The organism is Streptococcus sp. HMSC078D09 (genome assembly GCF_001813675.1).
Taxonomy (GTDB): Bacteria; Bacillota; Bacilli; order Lactobacillales; family Streptococcaceae; genus Streptococcus.
Map to the genome: position 1 here is coordinate 162,623 of NZ_KV813650.1, position 20,750 is coordinate 183,372.

Genomic DNA, 20,750 nt, shown 5'->3' on the forward strand with positions numbered 1-20,750 from the left:
AATGGACCTATGTTATCGAAAAGTAAACGTATTCTATTTGGGATGCTTCATGTTGTCATGTTGCTAGTGATGGTCCACTGGTTCTTGATCAGTGTGACCTATCTGAGAGAGATTTCGTGGCTAGCCATTTTAGGTGCTGGATTGCTATTTCTGCTAGCCTGGCTGAAACGCGATGGGCTAAAGAGTGCCTTTGCTTGGTTGACTCGGCATAAAAAAGGCTTCCTGATTGGAGCGGTTGCCTTTCAGTTGATTGTTATGGTCTGTGCGGAGCTCTTTATCCGTCGGGATGCCGCAGTTGTTTTCAAAGGGGCTTTTGATCTCCTTAAGCAATCCTCTATCACCAACTACCTCAGTCGCAATCCCAATAACATTCCGCTCTTTCTTTACGAGAAGTTTTTCTATGTTTTATTTGGCTCTAGCGGTCTGTGGGTCATGCAGGCTCTCAATATCCTCTATGTCAATCTGGGTGCAGTCCTCTTGTACAAGCTGTCCCAGAAGCATTTCAATCAAAAAACGGCTGATCTAGTCTATTTCTTCTATGTGAGCTTGATCTGTTACTCGCCGTATTTCTATTCCATGTATACGGACATTCCGCCACTTCCTTTGATCGCTCTTCAGTTATGGTGGGCTTTGGATCTATTAAAGGAAGATCAAGCAGTCTCCTGGAAGAAGATTGTTGGCTTGGGGATCTTATCTGGCGTATCCATGTTGATCCGTCCAACGACAATTATTGTCATGATTGCCTTTTTGGCTGTGCTCTTCTTCAGAGGGAATTGGAAGGCCTTTGGAAAGATTGCTACGGTGACGGTCATGATGACGGGCTTTGTCTTTGCAGGATTGAATACAGCGTTCAATCATCAAAGAGTTGTGCCGATCTTGAAACAAGAAGGGTTGGCTAAAGGACCGCTCTTATTTATCAATCTGGGCTTGACGGATATGGGGCATAACCAAGAAGATATGAAAGAAGGCTTGTTGGCCTATATCGATGAGGATAAGCGCTCGGATTACAACAATGGCCTCTTTAAAAAAGAAAATGTGATCAAAGAAATCAAGCGCCGTCTCAAGGAGTACGGACCGTTCGGTTTGATCGGGCATATCTACTACAAGCAATCCTTGACGGTAGCAGAAGGGACCCTAGGTTGGCTTTACCGAGATGTAGAGTATGAGAAGACGCCTTTTATCAATCCTCTCTATGCACCTCTGACTAAAAATAATGGTTTGGCAAAATGGGTGCGGACTTATTTCCTCAGCATTGATCGCCCACAGTACAAGTATTATGAATTTGTCAAGCAGCTGATCTGGATCGTCCTATCAGCTGGTTTGGTTGGAGCTTATCTCAAACGTCGAGATACAGATGATTTTAACTTCCTTTCCTTAGCGGTCTTTGGTGGTTTGCTCTTCTTAACCATCTTTGAAGGTGGGAAGACCCGCTACCTCATCCAATTCTTACCGCAAATTTTACTAGTTGCTTCGATCGGTCTAGCAGGATTTATCAAGAAAGAAAATACATAAAAGCTCTCGCTTGTTTGACAGGCAGAAATAGAGGCTAGGACTTTTGTCCCAGCCTCTTTTTTATCCAGTGGATCTGTGCCAAATGTGGTATAATGGAAGGTAAGAATTTATTGGATAGCGGAGAGTTTCCATGCAACATTCACCCTGGCATGAAGCCATCAAATCCCATCTTCCAGAAGGGTATTTTCACCAGATCAATGACTTTATGAATGAAGTCTACAGCAAAGGAGTGGTTTATCCACCGCGTGACAAGGTCTTTAAGGCCTTGCAGATGACAGAGATGGATCAGGTCAAGGTCTTGATCTTAGGCCAAGATCCCTACCATGGACCGGATCAAGCGCAGGGCTTAAGTTTCTCTGTTCCAGATCATGTACCAGCGCCGCCTTCTTTGCAAAATATTCTCAAAGAATTGCGCTCAGATATTGGAGAGAAGCGTTCCCATGATCTGACCTCTTGGGCAGAGCAAGGAGTGCTCTTGCTCAATGCCTGTTTGACGGTGCCTGCTGGTCAGGCCAATGGCCATGCAGGACAAATTTGGGAGCCTTTCACAGATGCTGTGATCAAGGTGGTCAATGAGTTGGAGGAGCCTGTTGTCTTTATCCTCTGGGGATCTTATGCCCGTAAGAAAAAGCCTCTGATTACCCACGATCGACATTTGGTCCTTGAATCAGCTCACCCGAGTCCCTTATCGGCCTACCGAGGATTCTTTGGTTCCCAACCCTTTTCAAAAACCAATGAGTTTTTGAAAGAGGCGGGACGTGAGCCGATTGATTGGTTAAGATAGGAGAAAGAAATGCCACAATTAGCAACGATTTGTTACATTGACAATGGGAAAGAATTTCTCATGTTGCATCGCAATAAAAAGCCCAATGATGTCCATGAAGGTAAATGGATCGGAGTTGGTGGAAAATTAGAACGCGGGGAAACCCCACAGGAGTGTGCTGCGCGTGAGATTTTTGAAGAGACAGGCCTTAGAGCCAAGCCAGTCTTAAAAGGGATCATTACCTTTCCGGAGTTCACTCCAGATTTAGACTGGTACACCTATGTCTTCAAGGTAACAGATTTTGAAGGAGAACTAATCGAGTGTAACGAAGGCACCTTAGAGTGGGTGCCTTATGATCAAGTCCTCTCAAAACCAACCTGGGAAGGGGACCACACCTTTGTCGAGTGGTTGTTGGAGGATAAACCCTTCTTTTCAGCAATGTTTCGCTATGACGGCGACCGCTTGTTAGAGTCGCATGTTGATTTTTATGAATAAAGGAGAATGCAATGGTTGTCATTAAAAATGGTCGCGTAATGGATCCCAAGACTGGCTTGGATCAAGTCTGTGATCTTCGCATTGAAGGAAAGAAAATTGTAGAGATCGCTGAGAACCTCCCAACGGATGGACAAGAAGTCCTTGATGCTACTGGTCTGGTTGTGGCACCTGGTTTGATCGATGTACACGTGCATTTCCGCGAACCCGGTCAAACTCATAAAGAAGACATCCATACGGGTGCCTTAGCCGCAGCTGCTGGTGGTTTTACTCGAGTGGTCATGATGGCCAATACCAATCCGACCATTTCAGATATTGCGACCTTAGAGGAAGTCTTAGCTTCTGCAGCCAAGGAAAATCTTCACATTCATACGGTTGCGACGGTGACTAAGAACTTTGACGGTCAACACCTGACAGATTTTGAAGGCCTGCTTAAGGCTGGTGCAGTAGGATTTTCAGATGATGGGATTCCCCTTCAAAGCACTAAGGTTGTCCGTGAAGCTTTGGAAGAAGCTAAACGTCTAGGAACCTTTATTAGTCTGCATGAAGAAGACCCTGAGTTGAATGGCATTCTTGGTTTGAATGAAAACATTGCCAAGGAACACTTCCATGTCTGTGGTGCGACGGGTGTAGCTGAATATTCAATGGCTGCGCGTGATGCCATGATTGCCCATGCGACAGGTGCTCACCTCCATATCCAACACCTTTCCAAGGAAGAAAGTGTCAAGGTGGTGGAATTTGCCCAAGGATTAGGTGCTCATGTGACGGCAGAAGTGGCACCTCAACACTTTTCGAAAACAGAAAGTCTGCTCTTGACTAAGGGAAGCAATGCTAAGATGAATCCACCTCTTCGCTTGGAATCTGACCGTCTAGCAGTGATTGAAGGCTTGAAGTCAGGCGTCATCTCCGTGATTGCGACTGACCACGCGCCTCACCATGCAGATGAGAAGAATGTTCCTGATATTACCAAAGCACCATCTGGCATGACTGGGCTTGAAACTTCGCTTTCTCTTGGTTTGACCTACTTGGTGCATGCAGGTCATTTAAACCTGATGCAATTGCTTGAAAAGATGTCCTATAATCCAGCACGTCTCTATGATTTTGATGCTGGCTATATCGCAGTGGATGGACCGGCAGATTTGACCATCTTTGATCCAGAAGCAGATCGTCTGGTATCGGATCATTTCGCTTCAAAAGCTGGCAATTCACCATTTGTGGGTGAAACATTAAAAGGGAAAGTTGCTTATACAATCTGTGATGGACAAGTGATTTTTCAAGGATAAGCGATCGTATTCATATGAATCTTAAAAAAATGATGCAAGGCTTGGTTTTCTTTTTAACCAGCCTTCTTGTCTTTGTCTTTCTATTTCGTGCTCTGCTACCAACTGCGTCCCCTCGCATGACCAAGCCCAAAACGGCTACGAAAGAAATCACCTATACTTATGTAGCTCTAGGGGATTCATTGACCGAAGGAGTAGGGGATAGCACCAAGCAAGGGGGCTTTGTGCCCATTCTTGCTCAAAGCCTATCCAATGAAAATGACGGCCAGTACCAGCCTGTCAACTATGGAGTAGCTGGAAATACAAGCGCTCAGATCTTAGAACGACTCAAGAAGCAAACAGATCTTCAGAAGGATCTCAAACAGGCGCGTGTCATGACCTTAACAGTTGGCGGAAATGATCTGCGCAAAGTCGTTGTCAATCATCTGAGTGATTTTTCTCTATCAGATATCCAAAAGCCGCTCAAGAGTTATACAGCGAACCTCAAAGAAATTATTACAAAGGCCAGAAAGGACAATCCCCATCTTCCCATTTATGTAGTGGGGATCTACAATCCTCTTTATCTGAATTTTCCTGAATTAACCAGTATCCAGACGGCTGTCGATCGTTGGAATGAGACGACGGAAGAAACCATCGCGCAATTTGATCAGGTCTATTTCGTTCCGATCAATGATCTGCTCTATAAAGGAATTGATGGCAAAATGGGCGTATCAGAAATCAGTGACGGGAAGACAACCGTTATCAATGATGCCCTGTATGAAGAGGATAGCTTTCACCCCAACAATACGGGCTATGAAAAGATGAAACAAGCAATATTGGAGAAAATCAATGCCACGAAGAAAACTTGGAGTCAAAAATAATCCCATCAAAGAGAAGGTCCCCTTCCTTCAAAAAATCAATATTTGGAAATGGTTATTTTTAGGTTTAGTCATCCTTCTCTTAGCCTTCGCTTTAGTTGTGCAAGGACGCTTAGCGACGCCAAGAGAAGATGTTAGCCAGCTTCATCAATCAGTTGGCACCAAAGATGTCAAAGTTGGAACCATGACAACGACTCGAGATCAACTCAATGACACCATCAAATCGCTTCTGAAAAAATATAAGCTGTCCGACTACAAGGTCTATGCAGACAATCAGCAAATCCTATTAGAAGGGCAGTTGAGTCTCTTGGGGAAGGATTATCCCTTATACATTTACTTTCAACCATCCAAATTGGAAAATGGGAACATTCTCTTGACGGTGAAGGATTTTTCAGTCGGAACCTTTCAAATTCCACAAAGGATGGTTTTGCAGCTTTTGAGCAAGAATAAAACTATTCCAGAATTTATCCAAATTTCACCAAAGCAGTCTACCATCACCATTGTATTACCAGAAATTGACAATGACTTTGGAATCTATGTCAAGGCCAATACCATTGATCTCTATAATGACAAGATCGTTTTTGATTTGTATCAGAAGAAGTAGGGCGAAAGAGGCTATTCAAATTGAATTCACAATCATCTTAAAAAATTTCCTTAGGTTCAATAATTCCGAGTGCTAGAAACAATAGTGTTTCTAGCACTTTTCTCATGACGGAAAGTTTCTAAGATGACTTTATCTTCAATCTAACTAGAACTGAAAGCTCTATTTTGTTTCTATTCAAAAAATTCAGAATATTGTAGAAAATTCTTGACATTGATTCTTCCCTATGCTAAAATACTAAACAAGACATTGAACAAAGGAGAAAGTCAAACATGAAAACAGCTAAGTTTATTCAATTTGCTTTGTTGTTGAGGTATAAGGGCTAGTGCAGAAGCATTAGTCCTGTTTGGCTTACCAAGCGGGCAAAAACATCTCGCTTGGTTAACCGAGTGAGATGTTTTTCTTTATATCCACTACATAGAAATGAGGAGACCCTATGCGTAAAGTTGAATTTTTAGATACCAGCCTTCGGGATGGTGAACAGACTCCAGGAGTTAATTTTTCTATTAAAGAAAAAATTGCCATTGCTAAACAATTGGAAAAATGGGGCATTTCTGCTATTGAAGCAGGTTTTCCTGCAGCTAGTCCTGATTCCTTCACTGCTGTTCAAGAGATTGCCAAGGTCTTGACCAAGACAGCCGTGACAGGCTTGGCCCGTTCTGTCAAATCAGATATTGATGCTTGTTATGAAGCCTTGAAGGATGCTAAGTATCCGCAAGTTCACGTCTTTATCGCAACGAGTCCCATTCACCGGGAGTTTAAACTCAACAAGACCAAGGAAGAAATTCTAGAAGCGATCAAAGAGCACGTTTCTTACGCTCGCTCAAAATTTGAGATTGTGGAGTTCTCTCCCGAAGATGCGACCCGGACAGAATTGGATTTCCTCTTGCAAGTTGTCCAGACTGCAGTCGATGCTGGTGCTAGCTACATCAATATTCCTGATACAGTCGGTTTCACGACACCAGCGGAGTACGGCGCCATTTTCAAATACTTGATCGACCATGTCAAGACAGACCGCGAGATTATCTATTCCCCTCATTGCCATGATGACCTAGGTATGGCGGTGGCGAATAGCCTCGCTGCTGTTAAAAATGGTGCCCGTCGTGTCGAAGGAACCATTAATGGAATCGGGGAGCGGGCTGGAAATGCGGCACTTGAAGAAGTAGCGGTCGCTCTTAATATTCGCGAAGACTATTTCCAAGTGGAAAGTCCGATTGTCCTAAATGAAACCATCAACACTTCTGAGTTGGTCTCTCGTTACTCTGGGATTCCAATTCCTAAAAACAAGGCTGTTGTTGGTGGCAATGCCTTCTCACACGAGTCTGGTATTCACCAAGACGGAGTTCTTAAAAATCCTCTTACCTACGAAATCATTACCCCTGAGTTGGTGGGTGTTAAGAGCAATAGTCTCCCTCTTGGAAAATTGTCTGGTCGCCATGCCTTTGTCGAAAAGCTGCATGAGTTGGGACTGGAATTTACAGAAGAAGACATCAAGCCATTGTTTGCTAAGTTCAAATCTCTGGCAGACAAGAAACACGAGATCACAGATGCCGATATCCGCGCCCTTGTTGCCGGTACAGCAGTTGAAAATCCAGAAGGATTCCAATTTAACGATCTCCGCTTGACAACCAATGCAGACGAAACGATTACAGCAGCGGTTAGCCTCAGCAATGAAGAAGGGGAAGTACTTGAATTCCTTGCCAATGGTCAAGGGTCGGTTGAAGCGATCTTTAATGCGATTGATAAATTCTTCAACCAAACCGTTCGCTTGACATCTTACAATATCGATGCAGTGACAGATGGGATCGATGCCCAAGCCCGTGTCTTGGTATCCGTAGAAAATGTCGATACAGATACGATTTTCAATGCATCTGGTTTGGACTTCGACGTATTGAAAGCCTCTGCCATCGCTTATATCAATGCCAACACGCTGGTTCAAAAAGAGAATGCGGGTGAGATGGGACGAGCTGTCTCCTACCGTGATCTTCCACAAGCCTAAGAGGAAATGAACATGACAAAGAAAATTGTAACACTTGCAGGAGATGGGATTGGCCCTGAGATCATGGCTGCTGGACTAGAGGTCCTCGCAGCCGTCGCTCCAAAAATCGGCTTTGATTATAGTCTAGAAGACAAACCTTTTGGGGGTGCTGGGATTGATGCCGCTGGCCACCCACTTCCCCAAGATACTCTAAAAGCAGCTAAAGGAGCGGATGCTATTCTTCTCGCAGCCATCGGGAGTCCTGAGTATGACAATGCTCCTGTTCGTCCAGAACAAGGCCTGCTCGCTATTCGCAAGGAATTAAATCTCTTTGCCAATATTCGTCCTGTACGGATTTTTGACGCCTTGAAACACTTGTCTCCTTTGAAACCAGAGCGTATCGAGGGTGTCGACTTTGTAGTCGTGCGTGAATTGACAGGTGGGATTTACTTTGGAGAGCATATCTTGAAAGAAGATACAGCGCGTGATATCAATGATTACAGTGCAGAAGAAATCCGTCGGATTATGCGCCAAGCCTTCAAGATCGCGCAAGGACGTGGTAAGAAAGTGACCAGTATCGATAAGCAAAATGTTCTGGCAACTTCTAAATTGTGGCGCCAAGTGGCAGAAGAAGTTGCCAAAGAATTTCCAGATGTGACCTTAGAGCACCAGCTTGTCGATAGTGCGGCCATGATCATGATTACCAATCCAGCCCGCTTTGATGTTGTAGTGACAGAGAATCTATTCGGAGATATCTTATCTGACGAATCCAGCGTCCTTCCTGGAACACTAGGCGTGATGCCATCTGCTAGTCATTCTGACCAAGGACCAAGTATGTACGAACCGATTCATGGTTCAGCACCTGATATTGCTGGTCAAGGCATTGCCAATCCGATTTCCATGATCCTGTCCGTTGCCATGATGCTCCGAGACAGTTTTGGAGAAACAGCAGGTGCAGAAATGATCGAAGAAGCTGTCAATCAAACCTTGAATCAAGGAATCTTGACGCGAGATCTAGGTGGTCAGGCTTCTACTGCTGAGATGACTGCAGCCATTATTGGAAATCTCTAAGATGACTTGGAGAGATCGCTGTTTAGTTCTTATTGCTATTTGGAATAGTATCGTATTTCTGACCTATGGTTTAGATAAACGAAAAGCTATCCAAAAGAGGTGGCGGATTCCTGAAAAGGTCCTGTTACTCGAGAGCTGGCTACTTGGTGGATTTGGAGCTCTACTAGGTGGATATCTTTTTCACCACAAGGTGCGGAAATGGTATTTTCAAGCCACCTGGTGGGGCAGTAGCCTTCTTTTAGCAGGTGCCCTCTTTCTAATCCTTCGATGGATTTCCTAACAAGAAGATAAATGGAGAAAGACGATGAGTGGAAAATCTATCTTTGATAAACTTTGGGACCGCCACGTGATTACAGGAGTGGAAGGGCAACCCCAACTCATGTATGTGGACCAACACTATATCCACGAAGTGACGAGTCCGCAAGCCTTTCAAGGATTACGGGATGCAGGACGCAAGGTCCGACGACCTGATTTAACCTTTGGAACCTTTGATCATAATGTTCCAACGGTCAATATTTTTGATATTCGAGATGTGATTTCAAAAGCCCAGATTGATAAATTAGCTGAGAATGTGGTGGACTTTGGGATTGATCATGCTGCCCATGGTTCTGCTAAGCAAGGAATCGTTCATATGGTAGGCCCTGAAACCGGTCGGACCCAGCCTGGAAAATTTATTGTCTGTGGAGACAGCCATACTGCAACCCACGGAGCCTTCGGTGCCATTGCTTTTGGGATTGGAACCAGTGAAGTGGAGCATGTCTTTGCTACTCAAACCATCTGGCAAGTCAAACCAAAGAAGATGTTGGTTGAATTCACCGGACCCCCACAAAAAGGGATCTATTCAAAGGATTACATCCTAGCTTTGATAGCGCGCTACGGTGTTGCTTGCGGAGTTGGCTATGTCGTAGAGTATCGGGGAGAAGCAATTGATCGCTTGACCATGGAAGAACGCATGACCATCTGTAACATGTCGATCGAGTTCGGGTCCAAAATGGGGATCATGAATCCAGATGAGACGACCTTTGACTACCTCCGGGGACGCGAATGTGTGCCAGATGATTTTGAGGCTGCAGTAGCTGATTGGAAGACTATAGTCAGCGATGACGATGCCGTTTATGATAAGGTCATCCGTATGGATGTATCTGATCTTGCTCCCATGGTGACTTGGGGGACCAATCCTTCTATGGGAGTGGATTTCGAGACTCCTTTTCCAGAGATTCGCGACATGAATGATGAACGGGCTTATCATTATATGGATCTAGAACCTGGCCAAAAACCAGCAGACATTGAATTAGGCTATATCTTTATCGGTTCTTGTACCAATGCACGTCTTAGTGATTTGGAGTTGGCAGCCAAGTTTGTAAAAGGCAAAAAAATTGCGCCAAACTTAACTGCTATTGTCGTACCTGGCTCTCGTCCGGTTAAGCAAGCCGCTGAAAAATTAGGTTTGGACAAGATCTTCATGGATGCGGGCTTTGAATGGCGTGATCCAGGATGTTCCATGTGTCTAGGAATGAACCCAGACAAGGTTCCAGATGGGGTCCACTGTGCCTCTACTAGCAACCGGAACTTCGAAGACCGCCAAGGATTTGGGGCTAAAACCCATCTCTGTAGCCCAGCAATGGCTGCAGCAGCAGCAATAGCTGGTCGATTTGTCGACGTGCGCCAAATGGCAGAAGTCGAGTAAAAGGAGGAATCATGGAGAAATTTACCATTTATACGGGAACAACAGTTCCTTTGATGAACGATAATATTGATACCGACCAAATCCTCCCCAAGCAATTCTTAAAGTTGATTGATAAAAAAGGCTTTGGGAAATACCTCATGTATGCTTGGCGCTATTTGGATGACCAGTATACTGAGGATCCAGATTTTATCTTTAACAAGCCAGAATACCGCAAGGCGACCATTTTGATTACTGGTGACAATTTTGGTGCTGGTTCCTCTCGGGAACACGCAGCCTGGGCTTTAGCTGATTATGGCTTTAAAGTCGTTATCGCCGGATCCTTCGGAGATATCCATTACAATAATGAGCTCAATAATGGCATGCTGCCGATTGTCCAACCACTAGAGGTTCGTCAAAAATTGGCAAGTTTGAAGCCGACAGATCCAGTGACGGTGGATTTGGAAGAGCAGAAGATCATCTCTCCCGTTGGAGAGTTTCACTTTGAGATCGATCAAGATTGGAAGCACAAATTGCTCAACGGGTTGGATGATATCGGGATTACGCTTCAGTATGAAGACTTGATTGCAGCTTATGAGAAGAACCGGCCAGCTTACTGGCAATGATAAAATTGTATATCGAATTACGAATTTTCTGAAAATATATTGAATTTGAGACTATTTTTTGATACAATACTAAAAAGAATAGAAAAGGAAAGAGACTTATGACAAAACACATTCAATGGGACGGACAACTTTCACAAGAAGGATTTGATATTCTTAAAGGAGAGGGTGGCTGTATCGTCTGCCCTACCAAAGTTGGCTACATCATCATGACCAGTGACAAGGCTGGCTTGGAACGGAAATTCGAAGCCAAAGAACGCAACCGCAACAAACCAGGTGTGGTTCTCTGCGGAAGCATGGATGAGCTTCGTGCCCTTGCGCAATTGAATCCTGAAATTGAAGCCTTCTACCAAAAACATTGGGATGAAGATATCTTGCTTGGTTGTATCCTTCCTTGGCGTGAAGATGCCTATGCAAAATTGCAAGCTTTCGGAGATGGACGTGAAGAACTCATGACAGACGTTCGTGGAACTTCATGCTTTGTCATCAAATTTGGTAAAGCTGGTGAGCAAATTGCCAAAGAAATGTGGGAAAAAGAAGGCAAGATGGTTTATGCTTCATCTGCTAACCCTTCCGGTAAAGGAAACCGTGGGAAGGTTGAAGGAATCGGTGAGCGCATCGAAGGTGCCGTGGACTTGGTCATCGAAGCCGATGATTATGTAGCTTCTATCCAACCAGACAAGACCATTGAAACTCGCTATGAACAAGGTGTGATGGTCTCTATGGTTGATGCCGAAGGAAAACTGATTCCAGAACAAGGAGCAGGTAGCCGTTCTGTCAATACTTGTCCAGTTGTGATCCGTAAAGGATTGGATATTGATAAGATCATGATGCACTTATCTGATCATTTCAACTCTTGGAACTACCGCCAAGGGGAATACTATTAAGAAACAGAAAAAGCATTCCATTTGGAATGCTTTTTTTGTAAAAGGTTAAAAGATGGTATAATAGAGTCAAACGATGTTCCATTAGAAGAGGAGTTAGTATGGTCTCCAGAAAAGCATTTATCGATAAAGCCAATCAGGAAGGTTTTTCCTTCAACATCCAAATCCCATGGTGGACGTACAATAACTTCAAGTCATTGGTTTGGAGAAAAAGGCTCTCAGAGGAGCAACTCTATCAGATCTTTCTTTTACTTTGTAGAGAGGTAGAAGACCGGCAAATGCAGGCTGTAGCGGATAAGAGAAAGTATCAGACCGGATTTTATGTAGCTACATGCAATGGTCGCGAATTTCGCTTTGAGTTTGCTTTTAAAAAGAACCAACAACTAAGAGTTTATAATCTATTTGAGACAGTCAATGGTCGCAAGAAACTCACCCTGATGGACCTGCTTGATTACATAATGGATTGACTGTGTATAGAAACAATAAGGGTTCACTAAAGATTGATAAAAGAAAGAGTAGTTCTATGATTTCAAGAGATGCATTTTTAGAAAGAATCAACCAAGAGGGCTTCTCATTTAGCATTGAAATTCCTCGCAGAAGTTTTTCGGATTTTACATCATTAGTTCGGAGAAGAAGAATTTCAGAAGAAGACCTCTATCAGTTGTTTTATAACTATTGTCAGGAGCTAGAAAACTGTTTGAAAGAAGCAGGGGAGAAACGACGCTTGCTCTTCAATAAGTTTCCAGTTAGCCCCGTTCATGATAAATATAAAACGAAATTTGATACAGTGGCACCCAACGGACGCGAATTCCGCTTTGAGTTTGTATTTAGCAATGACAATCGTTTAAAAGTTTATCGTCTTATCGAAACGGTTAATGGTCGTAGGAAAAAAACTCCTATGGAAATACTGATGGACCTAGTCGATGCTTTATAATGAGGATCTGTTCAAAAGTATAAGGGGGATTCAATCAAAAAAACTAGAGCAAGCGCTCTAGTTTTTTGGTTGTTGATGGGTGATGTTCTTTCCCCAAGGGATAAGATTTTCTTTTTTCTCTTTGATCCGTTGAATATTATCCTTGTGACGAAGAATGATCAAGGTCGCTAGGGCCAAGACAATGATTATAAAAAGTGGATCATAGTTGTGCAAGATCCATCCAGTCAAAGGAAGAAGGAGGACCGATAGAATTGCGAGTAGCGCAACGGTAACACTCGAAAACGAAATCATACTGGTTAAATACAGGCTGGCTACAAAATAAACTGCTAAAATGAGTAGCAGGATAGGCGAGAAACCAAGTAAGACACCAGCGCTCGTCGCCACTGCCTTTCCACCCTTAAATCCAGCAAAAATTGGGAAAGTGTGCCCCAAAACGGCTAAGAGACCAAAGACCATCGGCGAGATCCCCTGAATTCCAAAGAAAGTCGGAAGGAGAACGGCCAAAGTTCCCTTCAAGAAATCAATCGCAAAGACGATGATCCCAGCTTTCTTCCCTAAAATCCGAAAGGTATTGGTCGTTCCTGTATTGCCCGAGCCATGTTCCCGTAAATTAATTTGGAAAAAGATTTTCCCAATCCATAATCCCGAAGGAATGGAGCCTAACAGATAGGCTAAAATTAAAACACTTATTTCTTTTATCATACTCTCATTATATCAAAAAGCCATCGATAGAAAAAGCAATTTCTGGAGTTCAAGTGTGACATCTGAAGAAAGTGTCAAGCCGTCATTTTTTACTGTGATATAGAAATCTCCATATAAAGAGAAAAAATTTTGCAAAATTTCCTAAAAAACTGTAATATAGAAAAGATGAACAAACAGGAGGTTCCTTGTGGCAAAAAAGGAAATCAATATTAATAATTATAATGACGATGCCATTCAGGTACTAGAAGGGTTGGATGCGGTCCGTAAACGTCCAGGGATGTATATCGGATCGACCGACGGAAATGGCTTGCATCACATGGTCTGGGAGATCGTGGATAATGCGGTCGATGAAGCCTTGTCTGGCTTTGGCTCACAAATCGATGTAACGATTAATAAAGATGGTTCGCTATCGGTAGAAGACCAGGGACGTGGAATGCCGACCGGGATGCATGCTATGGGCAAACCAACAGTTGAGGTCATCTTTACGGTCCTCCACGCCGGAGGGAAGTTTGGTCAAGGAGGCTATAAGACATCTGGAGGTCTTCACGGAGTGGGATCTTCTGTCGTCAATGCCCTTTCTAGCTGGCTAGAGGTAGAGATTACCCGTGATGGAGCTGTCTACAAGCAACGTTTTGAAGATGGGGGAAAACCAGTTACGACCCTTGAAAAGATCGGCTCCGCACCCAAGTCAAAGACAGGGACCAAGGTCACCTTCATGCCAGATCCAACCATTTTTTCAACGACGGATTTCAAATTTAATACCATTGCTGAGCGAATCAAAGAATCAGCCTTCTTGCTTAAGGATGTGACGCTGACGCTGACCGATCTCCGTAAGGAAGAAGATAACCATGTGGCCTTTCATTATGAAAACGGTGTCCAAGATTTTGTAGAGTACTTGAACGAAGACAAGGAAACTTTGACACCGGTTCTCTACTTTAGTGGCGAATCAGATGGTTTTCAGGTAGAAGTGGCCATGCAATACAATGATGGTTACTCAGATAATATCTTGTCCTTCGTTAATAATGTCCGCACTAAAGATGGGGGAACCCATGAGACGGGTCTGAAGACAGCCATTACCAAGGCTATGAACGACTATGCAAGAAAGACAGGACTCCTCAAAGAAAAAGACAAGAATTTGGAAGGATCAGACTACCGTGAAGGTTTGTCTGCTGTTCTCTCTATCCTGGTTCCAGAGGCCCATTTGCAGTTTGAAGGACAAACCAAAGACAAATTAGGAAGTCCCTTGGCTCGTCCAGTCGTCGATAGCATTGTTTCTGATAAATTGACCTTCTTCCTTATGGAAAATGGGGAGTTGGCTTCTAATCTCATTCGTAAGGCTATTAAAGCCCGGGATGCGCGTGAAGCTGCTCGAAAAGCGCGGGATGAAAGCCGAAATGGCAAGAAGAGCAAAAAGGACAAAGGACTTTTATCTGGTAAATTAACACCAGCCCAGTCTAAAAATCCTAAGAAAAACGAACTCTATCTGGTCGAAGGAGACTCAGCCGGCGGTTCTGCCAAACAAGGACGGGACCGGAAGTTCCAAGCGATTCTTCCACTTCGTGGGAAGGTTCTTAATACTGAGAAGGCCAATATGAGTGATATCCTCAAGAACGAGGAAATCAACACCATGATCTACACCATCGGTGCTGGAGTCGGGGCAGATTTCTCTGTGGAAGACGCCAACTACGATAAGATCATTATCATGACCGACGCGGATACGGATGGTGCCCACATTCAAACCCTCCTCTTAACCTTCTTCTATCGCTATATGCGCCCTTTGGTAGAAGCAGGGCATGTCTACATTGCACTTCCTCCTCTTTATAAGATGTCGAAAGGCAAAGGCAAGAAAGAAGAAGTAGCCTATGCTTGGACAGATAGCGAATTAGAAGAGTTGCGTCGGACCTTTGGCCGTGGAGCGACCCTTCAACGGTACAAAGGGTTGGGGGAAATGAATGCGGATCAGCTTTGGGAAACGACCATGAACCCAGAAACCCGCACCTTGATCCGTGTCACGATTGATGATTTAGCGCGTGCAGAACGCCGTGTCTCCGTCCTAATGGGCGATAAGGCTGCACCACGTCGTCAATGGATCGAAGATAACGTTAAGTTTACCTTGGAAGAAAATACGGTATTTTAATCACTTTCTACTATAAAGTAAATAAGCTGGGATGTAGAAATGGTAAGGAATCGACATGAGAACTGATACAGAAATGATGAATCTGATTTTGCAGATAGCTGAGTCCTTGCAAGTGGAAGCAGTGGCCTTATCCGGTTCGCGAGCCAATCCTCGGGCACCCAAAGACGAGTTTCAAGATTATGATGTGGTCTATATCGTTGATGATCTAGAAGACCTGATTTCAGATTTATCCTGGTTGGATCAGTACGGAAATCGACTCATCGAACAGCACAACCGACTGGGACATCGTCGTCTGTATCTCATGCTCTTTGAAGACGGCAACCGTATCGATTTGACCCTCTGTCCCAAGGAGTTTATCCAAGAGTGGGTGGACAGCGAAGCAAATTTTGAAGTTATAAAAGACGACAAAGGTTTGTTTGAATCCTATCAGCCTAATTCCAAGCGCTATTGGACCGTTCCGCCTACTGAAGAGGAATTTGCAGCATCCTGCAATGAATTTTGGTGGGTATCGGCTTATATCGTCAAGGCCATTCGAAGAAATCAGCTTATCTATGCGACCGACCACCTCTATGGCATTTGTCAGCAAGAATTGCTCAAGGTCTTAGCTTGGCAGGTGACAAGCGATAGGGGAGTAGTTGACATTGGAAAGAACTACAAGTACCTCTTCCAGTATCTTCCAGCTGAGCAAGAGAAGGAGTTCACAGCTTTGCTTGATTTATCTAGTTTCGATAAAATCACTCAGTCTTTATTTGCTACCATGGGGCTATTCAATCGAGAAGCTCAAATTCTGGCCCAAAAGATGGGGTTTACTTACGATAAGGAAGTAGCGGAAAAAATGACTTCTTATGCTAAAGAGAAACTTTCTAATCATTAATGAATCTATTTTAAACATCAGAAAGGAACGTTTGGTTACTTGGTGTGACTGAATTCCTTTTTCTACAAAAGACTACTCAACATTCTTTGAAAGGAGTTGAACACGCCCTGAGTGCTGTGTGAAAAGATAAATTTCTAATTTTCACCTTGTATTTTAAGGGCTTTGTATCTTATGTCTAATATTCAAAATATGTCCCTAGAGGACATCATGGGGGAGCGCTTTGGTCGCTACTCCAAATACATTATTCAAGAACGGGCTCTTCCTGATATTCGGGATGGCTTGAAACCTGTTCAACGGCGGATTCTTTATTCTATGAATAAGGACGGCAATACCCATGACAAGGGCTACCGCAAGTCTGCCAAGTCTGTCGGAAATATCATGGGGAATTTCCACCCTCACGGGGACAGTTCTATCTATGATGCCATGGTCCGCATGTCTCAAGACTGGAAGAACCGCGAGATCCTTGTTGAAATGCACGGAAACAATGGTTCCATGGACGGTGATCCACCAGCGGCTATGCGTTATACCGAGGCTCGCTTGTCTGAAATTGCGGGTTATCTTTTGCAAGATATCGAAAAGAATACAGTGCCATTTGCCTGGAACTTTGATGATACAGAAAAAGAGCCAACGGTTTTGCCGGCCGCTTTTCCAAATCTCTTGGTCAATGGGGCAACAGGGATTTCAGCTGGTTACGCGACAGATATTCCGCCACATAATCTCGCTGAAGTCATCGATGCCGTGGTCTATATGATCGACCATCCATCTGCCAAGGTAGACAAACTTATGGAGTTTCTACCTGGACCTGATTTCCCAACGGGTGCCATTATCCAAGGCCGGGATGAGATCAAGAAAGCCTATGAAACAGGTAAGGGACGGGTAGTTGTCCGCTCTAAAACCGAGATTGAGCAGCTCAAAGGAGGCAAGCAGCAAATCGTGGTCACCGAGATTCCTTATGAGATCAACAAGGCTGTCTTGGTCAAGAAGATTGACGATGTCCGTGTCAACAACAAGGTGGCCGGTATTGCGGAAGTTCGGGATGAGTCTGACCGGGATGGTCTTCGTATTGCCATTGAGTTGAAGAAAGATGCCAATGCAGATTTGATCTTGAACTACTTGTTCAAGTATACAGACTTGCAGGTCAACTACAACTTCAATATGGTGGCGATTGACAACTATACCCCTCGTCAAGTGGGGATCGTGCCGATTCTCTCTAGCTACATTGCACACCGTCGGGATATCATTGTCGCTCGTTCGCGCTTTGATAAGGAAAAGGCAGAACGACGGCTCCACATCGTAGAGGGCTTGATCCGCGTCATTTCCATCCTGGATGAAGTCATCGCCTTGATCCGTGCTTCTGATAACAAGGCAGATGCTAAGGAAAACCTCAAGGTCAGCTACGATTTCACGGAAGAACAAGCAGAAGCTATTGTTACCTTGCAATTGTACCGCTTGACCAATACCGATATCGTGACCTTGGAAGAAGAACATGCTAGTCTCAAGGAGCAAATCGCGACCTTGGCAGCCATCATTGGGGATGAACGGACTATGTTTAACCTCATGAAGAAGGAATTGCGTGAAGTCAAGAAACTCTTTGGCAATCCGCGTCGTAGTGAGTTGCAAGACACTGCTAAAACGATTGAGATCGATACAGCCAGTCTCATTGTTGAAGAGGAAACCTTCGTCAGCGTAACCCGTGCGGGTTACATTAAACGGACCTCGCCTCGTTCCTTCAATGCGTCGACAGTGGAAGAAGTCGGTAAGCGAGACGATGATGAGTTGATTTTTGTAGAGCCTGCTAAGACCACTCAGCACCTCTTACTCTTTACCAACTTGGGGAATGCCATTTATCGACCAATTCACGAATTGACAGATACCAAGTGGAAGGATATCGGAGAGCACCTTAGTCAGACCTTGACCAATTTCGAGCAAGAGGAAGAAATTCTCTTTGCGGAGATTGTGGATCAGTTTGAGGGAGTAACCTACTTTGCGGCAACTCAACAAGGACAAATCAAGCGCTTTGAACGCAAGGAATTAAGCCCATGGCGGACTTATCGTTCTAAATCGACTAAGTATGCTAAGCTAAAAGATCAAGACGACCGTATCGTAGCAGTTGCGCCAGTTGTTCTGGAAGACATCATGATTATTACCAAAAATGGTTATGGCTTGCGCTTCAATATTGAGGAGGTCCCTGTCGTAGGAGCCAAAGCAGCAGGGGTCAAAGCCATTAACCTCAAAGACGGAGATCAAGTTGCTGCCGCCTTTAAGTCGACGACTCCAAGCATGTACATTCTGACCCAGCGAGGCAGTCTCAAACGGATGTTACAAGACGATATTCCTGTGACCAGTCGGGCTAAACGGGGACTACAGGTCTTGCGGGAGTTGAAAAATAAACCACACCGTGTCTTCAAGGCAGGTCCAGTCTTCACTGACCAGGGAGATTTTGATCTCTTTACGAGCCAAGAAGAAGTGGCAGAACAAGATCAAATTCTTCAGATCACTTCTACAACAGGTCAGGTAACAGAAGTTGATTTAACACAATTAAGCATTTCTGAAAGAACAAGCAATGGATCCTTTGTCAACGATACCATTTCGGATCAAGAAGTTTTTTCAGCTACTATCAAATAAAAGAAAGCGTCGGTCCATTCTAGGACTGACTTTCTTTAAAAATAAATTTTCTGAAAATTGAAAATTTCGCTTGAAATTCTCATGAAATGGTGTACAATAGTGTACATAGATTGAGAAACTGAATCGACCTGCATCAGATCGACAAGGAATAGAAAGAATAAAAAGGAGCACTATCATGACAGTATCACTTGATTGGGAAAACCTTGGCTTTTCATATATGAAATTACCCTATCGCTATTTGGCACATTATCGCAATGGAGCTTGGGAAAAAGGAGAATTGACAGAAGATGCGACCTTGCATTTGTCCGAATCTTCTCCAAGTTTGCATTACGGTCAGCAAGCCTTTGAAGGGTTAAAAGCCTACCGTACAAAAGATGGAAGCGTCCAATTGTTCCGTCCAGATCAAAACGCCAAACGTTTGCAACGCACAGCAGATCGTTTGCTGATGCCTCAAGTTCCAACGGATATGTTTGTGGATGCTTGTAAGGCAGTTGTAAAAGCAAATGAAGAGTATGTTCCACCGTATGGTACAGGAGCTACTCTATACCTTCGTCCACTTTTGATTGGGGTTGGTGATATTATCGGTGTGCATCCAGCAGAAGAGTATATCTTTACCATCTTTGCCATGCCTGTCGGTAACTATTTTAAAGGTGGTTTGGTTCCAACGAACTTCTTGATTCAAGACGAGTACGACCGTGCTGCACCACATGGTACAGGGGCTGCAAAAGTTGGTGGGAACTACGCAGCTAGTATGTTGCCAGGTAAGATTGCGCATGATCGTAACTTCTCTGACGTGATTTACCTCGATCCAGCGACTCACACCAAGATTGAAGAAGTTGGTTCTGCAAACTTCTTTGGTATCACTGCTAATAACGAATTTGTGACCCCGCTGAGTCCTTCTATCTTGCCATCGATCACCAAGTACTCTTTACTTTACTTGGCAGAACACCGTCTTGGTATGACACCAATTGAAGGGGATGTCTTTATCAATGACTTGGATCGCTTCGTAGAAGCAGGAGCTTGTGGTACCGCAGCTGTCATCTCTCCAATCGGAGGTGTTCAACACGGGGATGACTTCCATGTCTTCTATTCTGAAACAGAGGTAGGTCCTGTCACACGGAAGCTCTATGACGAGTTGACTGGTATCCAATTTGGTGATGTCGAAGCACCAGAAGGATGGATTTTCAAAGTCGATTAAACCGAAAGCATCTGATACAAAAGTGTCCAGGCTTCAATGAGAATAAGTCTTAACTAAAGGACGCAGTAGCTAATGTTTCTCTTCATTCGCTTTTAGGAATAGAAGAGTGCCGAATGACTCTTGCGGGGGTGGGATAAAGAAGGAATTTCTAACTAAATTCTTTCTGACCCACTCCCTTTTCTCTTGCGTCATCAAGAGAATTTTTGTAAAATAGAAAAAGTGAAAAGAGGGTTGAAATGAGTAAAAAAGATAAGAAAATTGAGATTCAAATCGTTGATAGTAAAGTAACCGTCGGAAAAGACACTTTTGATGGTTTCACTTTGTCCATTGGAAAGAAAACGATTGGTGAAATTGCAGATATGGCTGGTCAATATGCCATTATCAAAAATGGAAATGTGGATTCTCTTTACAAAAAACTTGAAAAAGCCGTTGAAATTTTGATAGAAAATTATAATTTGAATAAATAAGGGCTTGCAATCATAATAAATCAATGGTATAATAGATCCTGTTGATTTATATGGAGAGATAGCGAAGAGGCTAAACGCGGCGGACTGTA

Annotated in this window: 20 protein-coding genes; 19 read left to right on the forward strand and 1 reads right to left on the reverse strand. The window is 43.8% G+C overall.

Features of this window, described 5'->3' with window-relative positions; genetic code table 11:
* Positions 1 to 9 precede the first annotated feature (9 nt).
* The 14 genes from HMPREF2926_RS00825 to HMPREF2926_RS00890 all read left to right on the forward strand — a co-directional run bounded on the left by HMPREF2926_RS00825 (position 10) and on the right by HMPREF2926_RS00890 (position 12,658).
* Positions 10 to 1,512: a glycosyltransferase family 39 protein gene (locus HMPREF2926_RS00825; RefSeq protein WP_070586151.1), complete on the forward strand. Its 1,503-nt coding sequence runs from the start codon at positions 10 to 12 to the stop codon at positions 1,510 to 1,512.
* A gap of 130 nt (positions 1,513 to 1,642) precedes the next feature.
* Complete coding sequence (locus HMPREF2926_RS00830; RefSeq protein WP_070586152.1) at positions 1,643 to 2,296, forward strand: uracil-DNA glycosylase; 654 nt, start codon at positions 1,643 to 1,645, stop codon at positions 2,294 to 2,296.
* Between the two features lie 9 nt (positions 2,297 to 2,305).
* Positions 2,306 to 2,770 carry an NUDIX hydrolase gene (locus HMPREF2926_RS00835; protein ID WP_003003493.1) on the forward strand — a complete coding sequence of 155 codons (465 nt, stop codon included), beginning with the start codon at positions 2,306 to 2,308 and terminating at the stop codon, positions 2,768 to 2,770.
* 11 nt (positions 2,771 to 2,781) lie between these two features.
* Positions 2,782 to 4,050 carry a dihydroorotase gene (locus HMPREF2926_RS00840; protein WP_070586153.1) on the forward strand — a complete coding sequence of 423 codons (1,269 nt, stop codon included), beginning with the start codon at positions 2,782 to 2,784 and terminating at the stop codon, positions 4,048 to 4,050.
* Positions 4,051 to 4,064: 14 nt separating this feature from the next.
* A complete protein-coding gene (locus HMPREF2926_RS00845; protein ID WP_070586154.1) occupies positions 4,065 to 4,907 on the forward strand; it encodes an SGNH/GDSL hydrolase family protein in 843 nt (280 codons plus the stop codon).
* Positions 4,876 to 5,508, forward strand: a complete 633-nt coding sequence (locus HMPREF2926_RS00850) for a YpmS family protein (RefSeq protein ID WP_070586155.1) — start codon at positions 4,876 to 4,878, stop codon at positions 5,506 to 5,508. Before HMPREF2926_RS00845 ends, HMPREF2926_RS00850 begins: the two co-directional genes overlap by 32 nt.
* Positions 5,509 to 5,941: 433 nt before the next feature.
* A complete protein-coding gene (locus HMPREF2926_RS00855; RefSeq protein ID WP_070586156.1) occupies positions 5,942 to 7,504 on the forward strand; it encodes a 2-isopropylmalate synthase in 1,563 nt (520 codons plus the stop codon).
* 12 nt (positions 7,505 to 7,516) lie between these two features.
* The gene (gene leuB / locus HMPREF2926_RS00860) at positions 7,517 to 8,554 is read left to right on the forward strand and encodes a 3-isopropylmalate dehydrogenase (protein WP_049473039.1); all 1,038 of its coding nucleotides are present in this window, start codon (positions 7,517 to 7,519) and stop codon (positions 8,552 to 8,554) included.
* Position 8,555: 1 nt separating this feature from the next.
* The gene (locus HMPREF2926_RS00865) at positions 8,556 to 8,834 is read left to right on the forward strand and encodes a DUF1294 domain-containing protein (protein WP_070586157.1); all 279 of its coding nucleotides are present in this window, start codon (positions 8,556 to 8,558) and stop codon (positions 8,832 to 8,834) included.
* A 24-nt stretch (positions 8,835 to 8,858) separates the two neighbouring features.
* Positions 8,859 to 10,241, forward strand: coding sequence for a 3-isopropylmalate dehydratase large subunit (gene leuC / locus HMPREF2926_RS00870; protein ID WP_070586158.1), 1,383 nt, complete (start codon positions 8,859 to 8,861; stop codon positions 10,239 to 10,241).
* A gap of 11 nt (positions 10,242 to 10,252) precedes the next feature.
* Positions 10,253 to 10,843 carry a 3-isopropylmalate dehydratase small subunit gene (gene leuD / locus HMPREF2926_RS00875; protein WP_070450135.1) on the forward strand — a complete coding sequence of 197 codons (591 nt, stop codon included), beginning with the start codon at positions 10,253 to 10,255 and terminating at the stop codon, positions 10,841 to 10,843.
* A 98-nt stretch (positions 10,844 to 10,941) separates the two neighbouring features.
* Positions 10,942 to 11,727 carry an L-threonylcarbamoyladenylate synthase gene (locus tag HMPREF2926_RS00880; protein ID WP_003003291.1) on the forward strand — a complete coding sequence of 262 codons (786 nt, stop codon included), beginning with the start codon at positions 10,942 to 10,944 and terminating at the stop codon, positions 11,725 to 11,727.
* Between the two features lie 98 nt (positions 11,728 to 11,825).
* Positions 11,826 to 12,191: a hypothetical protein gene (locus HMPREF2926_RS00885; protein WP_070586159.1), complete on the forward strand. Its 366-nt coding sequence runs from the start codon at positions 11,826 to 11,828 to the stop codon at positions 12,189 to 12,191.
* A gap of 56 nt (positions 12,192 to 12,247) precedes the next feature.
* Positions 12,248 to 12,658 carry a hypothetical protein gene (locus tag HMPREF2926_RS00890; protein ID WP_070586160.1) on the forward strand — a complete coding sequence of 137 codons (411 nt, stop codon included), beginning with the start codon at positions 12,248 to 12,250 and terminating at the stop codon, positions 12,656 to 12,658.
* 57 nt (positions 12,659 to 12,715) lie between these two features.
* On the opposite strand, the gene plsY is transcribed toward HMPREF2926_RS00890, so the two are convergent.
* A complete protein-coding gene (gene plsY, locus HMPREF2926_RS00895) occupies positions 12,716 to 13,360 on the reverse strand; it encodes a glycerol-3-phosphate 1-O-acyltransferase PlsY (protein ID WP_070586161.1) in 645 nt (214 codons plus the stop codon).
* Positions 13,361 to 13,547: 187 nt separating this feature from the next.
* On the opposite strand from plsY, the gene parE reads away from it, so the two are divergent.
* From parE to HMPREF2926_RS00920, 5 genes are all read left to right on the forward strand, one after another.
* On the forward strand, positions 13,548 to 15,497 hold the full coding sequence (gene parE, locus HMPREF2926_RS00900) for a DNA topoisomerase IV subunit B (protein WP_003007156.1): 1,950 nt from the start codon (positions 13,548 to 13,550) through the stop codon (positions 15,495 to 15,497).
* 55 nt (positions 15,498 to 15,552) lie between these two features.
* Complete coding sequence (locus HMPREF2926_RS00905; protein WP_070586162.1) at positions 15,553 to 16,371, forward strand: aminoglycoside 6-adenylyltransferase; 819 nt, start codon at positions 15,553 to 15,555, stop codon at positions 16,369 to 16,371.
* Positions 16,372 to 16,542: 171 nt separating this feature from the next.
* The gene (gene parC / locus HMPREF2926_RS00910) at positions 16,543 to 18,996 is read left to right on the forward strand and encodes a DNA topoisomerase IV subunit A (protein WP_070586163.1); all 2,454 of its coding nucleotides are present in this window, start codon (positions 16,543 to 16,545) and stop codon (positions 18,994 to 18,996) included.
* Positions 18,997 to 19,171: 175 nt separating this feature from the next.
* On the forward strand, positions 19,172 to 20,194 hold the full coding sequence (locus HMPREF2926_RS00915; RefSeq protein ID WP_070586164.1) for a branched-chain amino acid aminotransferase: 1,023 nt from the start codon (positions 19,172 to 19,174) through the stop codon (positions 20,192 to 20,194).
* A 236-nt stretch (positions 20,195 to 20,430) separates the two neighbouring features.
* Positions 20,431 to 20,661 (forward strand): DUF2969 domain-containing protein, encoded by a 231-nt coding sequence (locus HMPREF2926_RS00920; protein WP_023918020.1) that lies wholly within the window; start codon positions 20,431 to 20,433, stop codon positions 20,659 to 20,661.
* Positions 20,662 to 20,750 lie beyond the last annotated feature (89 nt).

Coding starts and splice junctions, on each gene's coding strand:
- HMPREF2926_RS00855 (WP_070586156.1), top strand. CDS start 5,942: ATGCGTAAAGTTGAATTTTTAGATACCAGCCTTCGGGATGGTGAACAG.
- HMPREF2926_RS00920 (WP_023918020.1), top strand. CDS start 20,431: ATGAGTAAAAAAGATAAGAAAATTGAGATTCAAATCGTTGATAGTAAA.
- HMPREF2926_RS00835 (WP_003003493.1), top strand. CDS start 2,306: ATGCCACAATTAGCAACGATTTGTTACATTGACAATGGGAAAGAATTT.
- HMPREF2926_RS00825 (WP_070586151.1), top strand. CDS start 10: ATGTTATCGAAAAGTAAACGTATTCTATTTGGGATGCTTCATGTTGTC.
- leuB (WP_049473039.1), top strand. CDS start 7,517: ATGACAAAGAAAATTGTAACACTTGCAGGAGATGGGATTGGCCCTGAG.
- HMPREF2926_RS00830 (WP_070586152.1), top strand. CDS start 1,643: ATGCAACATTCACCCTGGCATGAAGCCATCAAATCCCATCTTCCAGAA.
- leuD (WP_070450135.1), top strand. CDS start 10,253: ATGGAGAAATTTACCATTTATACGGGAACAACAGTTCCTTTGATGAAC.
- HMPREF2926_RS00865 (WP_070586157.1), top strand. CDS start 8,556: ATGACTTGGAGAGATCGCTGTTTAGTTCTTATTGCTATTTGGAATAGT.
- HMPREF2926_RS00845 (WP_070586154.1), top strand. CDS start 4,065: ATGAATCTTAAAAAAATGATGCAAGGCTTGGTTTTCTTTTTAACCAGC.
- HMPREF2926_RS00840 (WP_070586153.1), top strand. CDS start 2,782: ATGGTTGTCATTAAAAATGGTCGCGTAATGGATCCCAAGACTGGCTTG.
- HMPREF2926_RS00905 (WP_070586162.1), top strand. CDS start 15,553: ATGAGAACTGATACAGAAATGATGAATCTGATTTTGCAGATAGCTGAG.
- parC (WP_070586163.1), top strand. CDS start 16,543: ATGTCTAATATTCAAAATATGTCCCTAGAGGACATCATGGGGGAGCGC.
- plsY (WP_070586161.1), bottom strand. CDS start 13,360: ATGATAAAAGAAATAAGTGTTTTAATTTTAGCCTATCTGTTAGGCTCC.
- HMPREF2926_RS00880 (WP_003003291.1), top strand. CDS start 10,942: ATGACAAAACACATTCAATGGGACGGACAACTTTCACAAGAAGGATTT.
- HMPREF2926_RS00890 (WP_070586160.1), top strand. CDS start 12,248: ATGATTTCAAGAGATGCATTTTTAGAAAGAATCAACCAAGAGGGCTTC.
- HMPREF2926_RS00885 (WP_070586159.1), top strand. CDS start 11,826: ATGGTCTCCAGAAAAGCATTTATCGATAAAGCCAATCAGGAAGGTTTT.
- leuC (WP_070586158.1), top strand. CDS start 8,859: ATGAGTGGAAAATCTATCTTTGATAAACTTTGGGACCGCCACGTGATT.
- HMPREF2926_RS00915 (WP_070586164.1), top strand. CDS start 19,172: ATGACAGTATCACTTGATTGGGAAAACCTTGGCTTTTCATATATGAAA.
- HMPREF2926_RS00850 (WP_070586155.1), top strand. CDS start 4,876: ATGCCACGAAGAAAACTTGGAGTCAAAAATAATCCCATCAAAGAGAAG.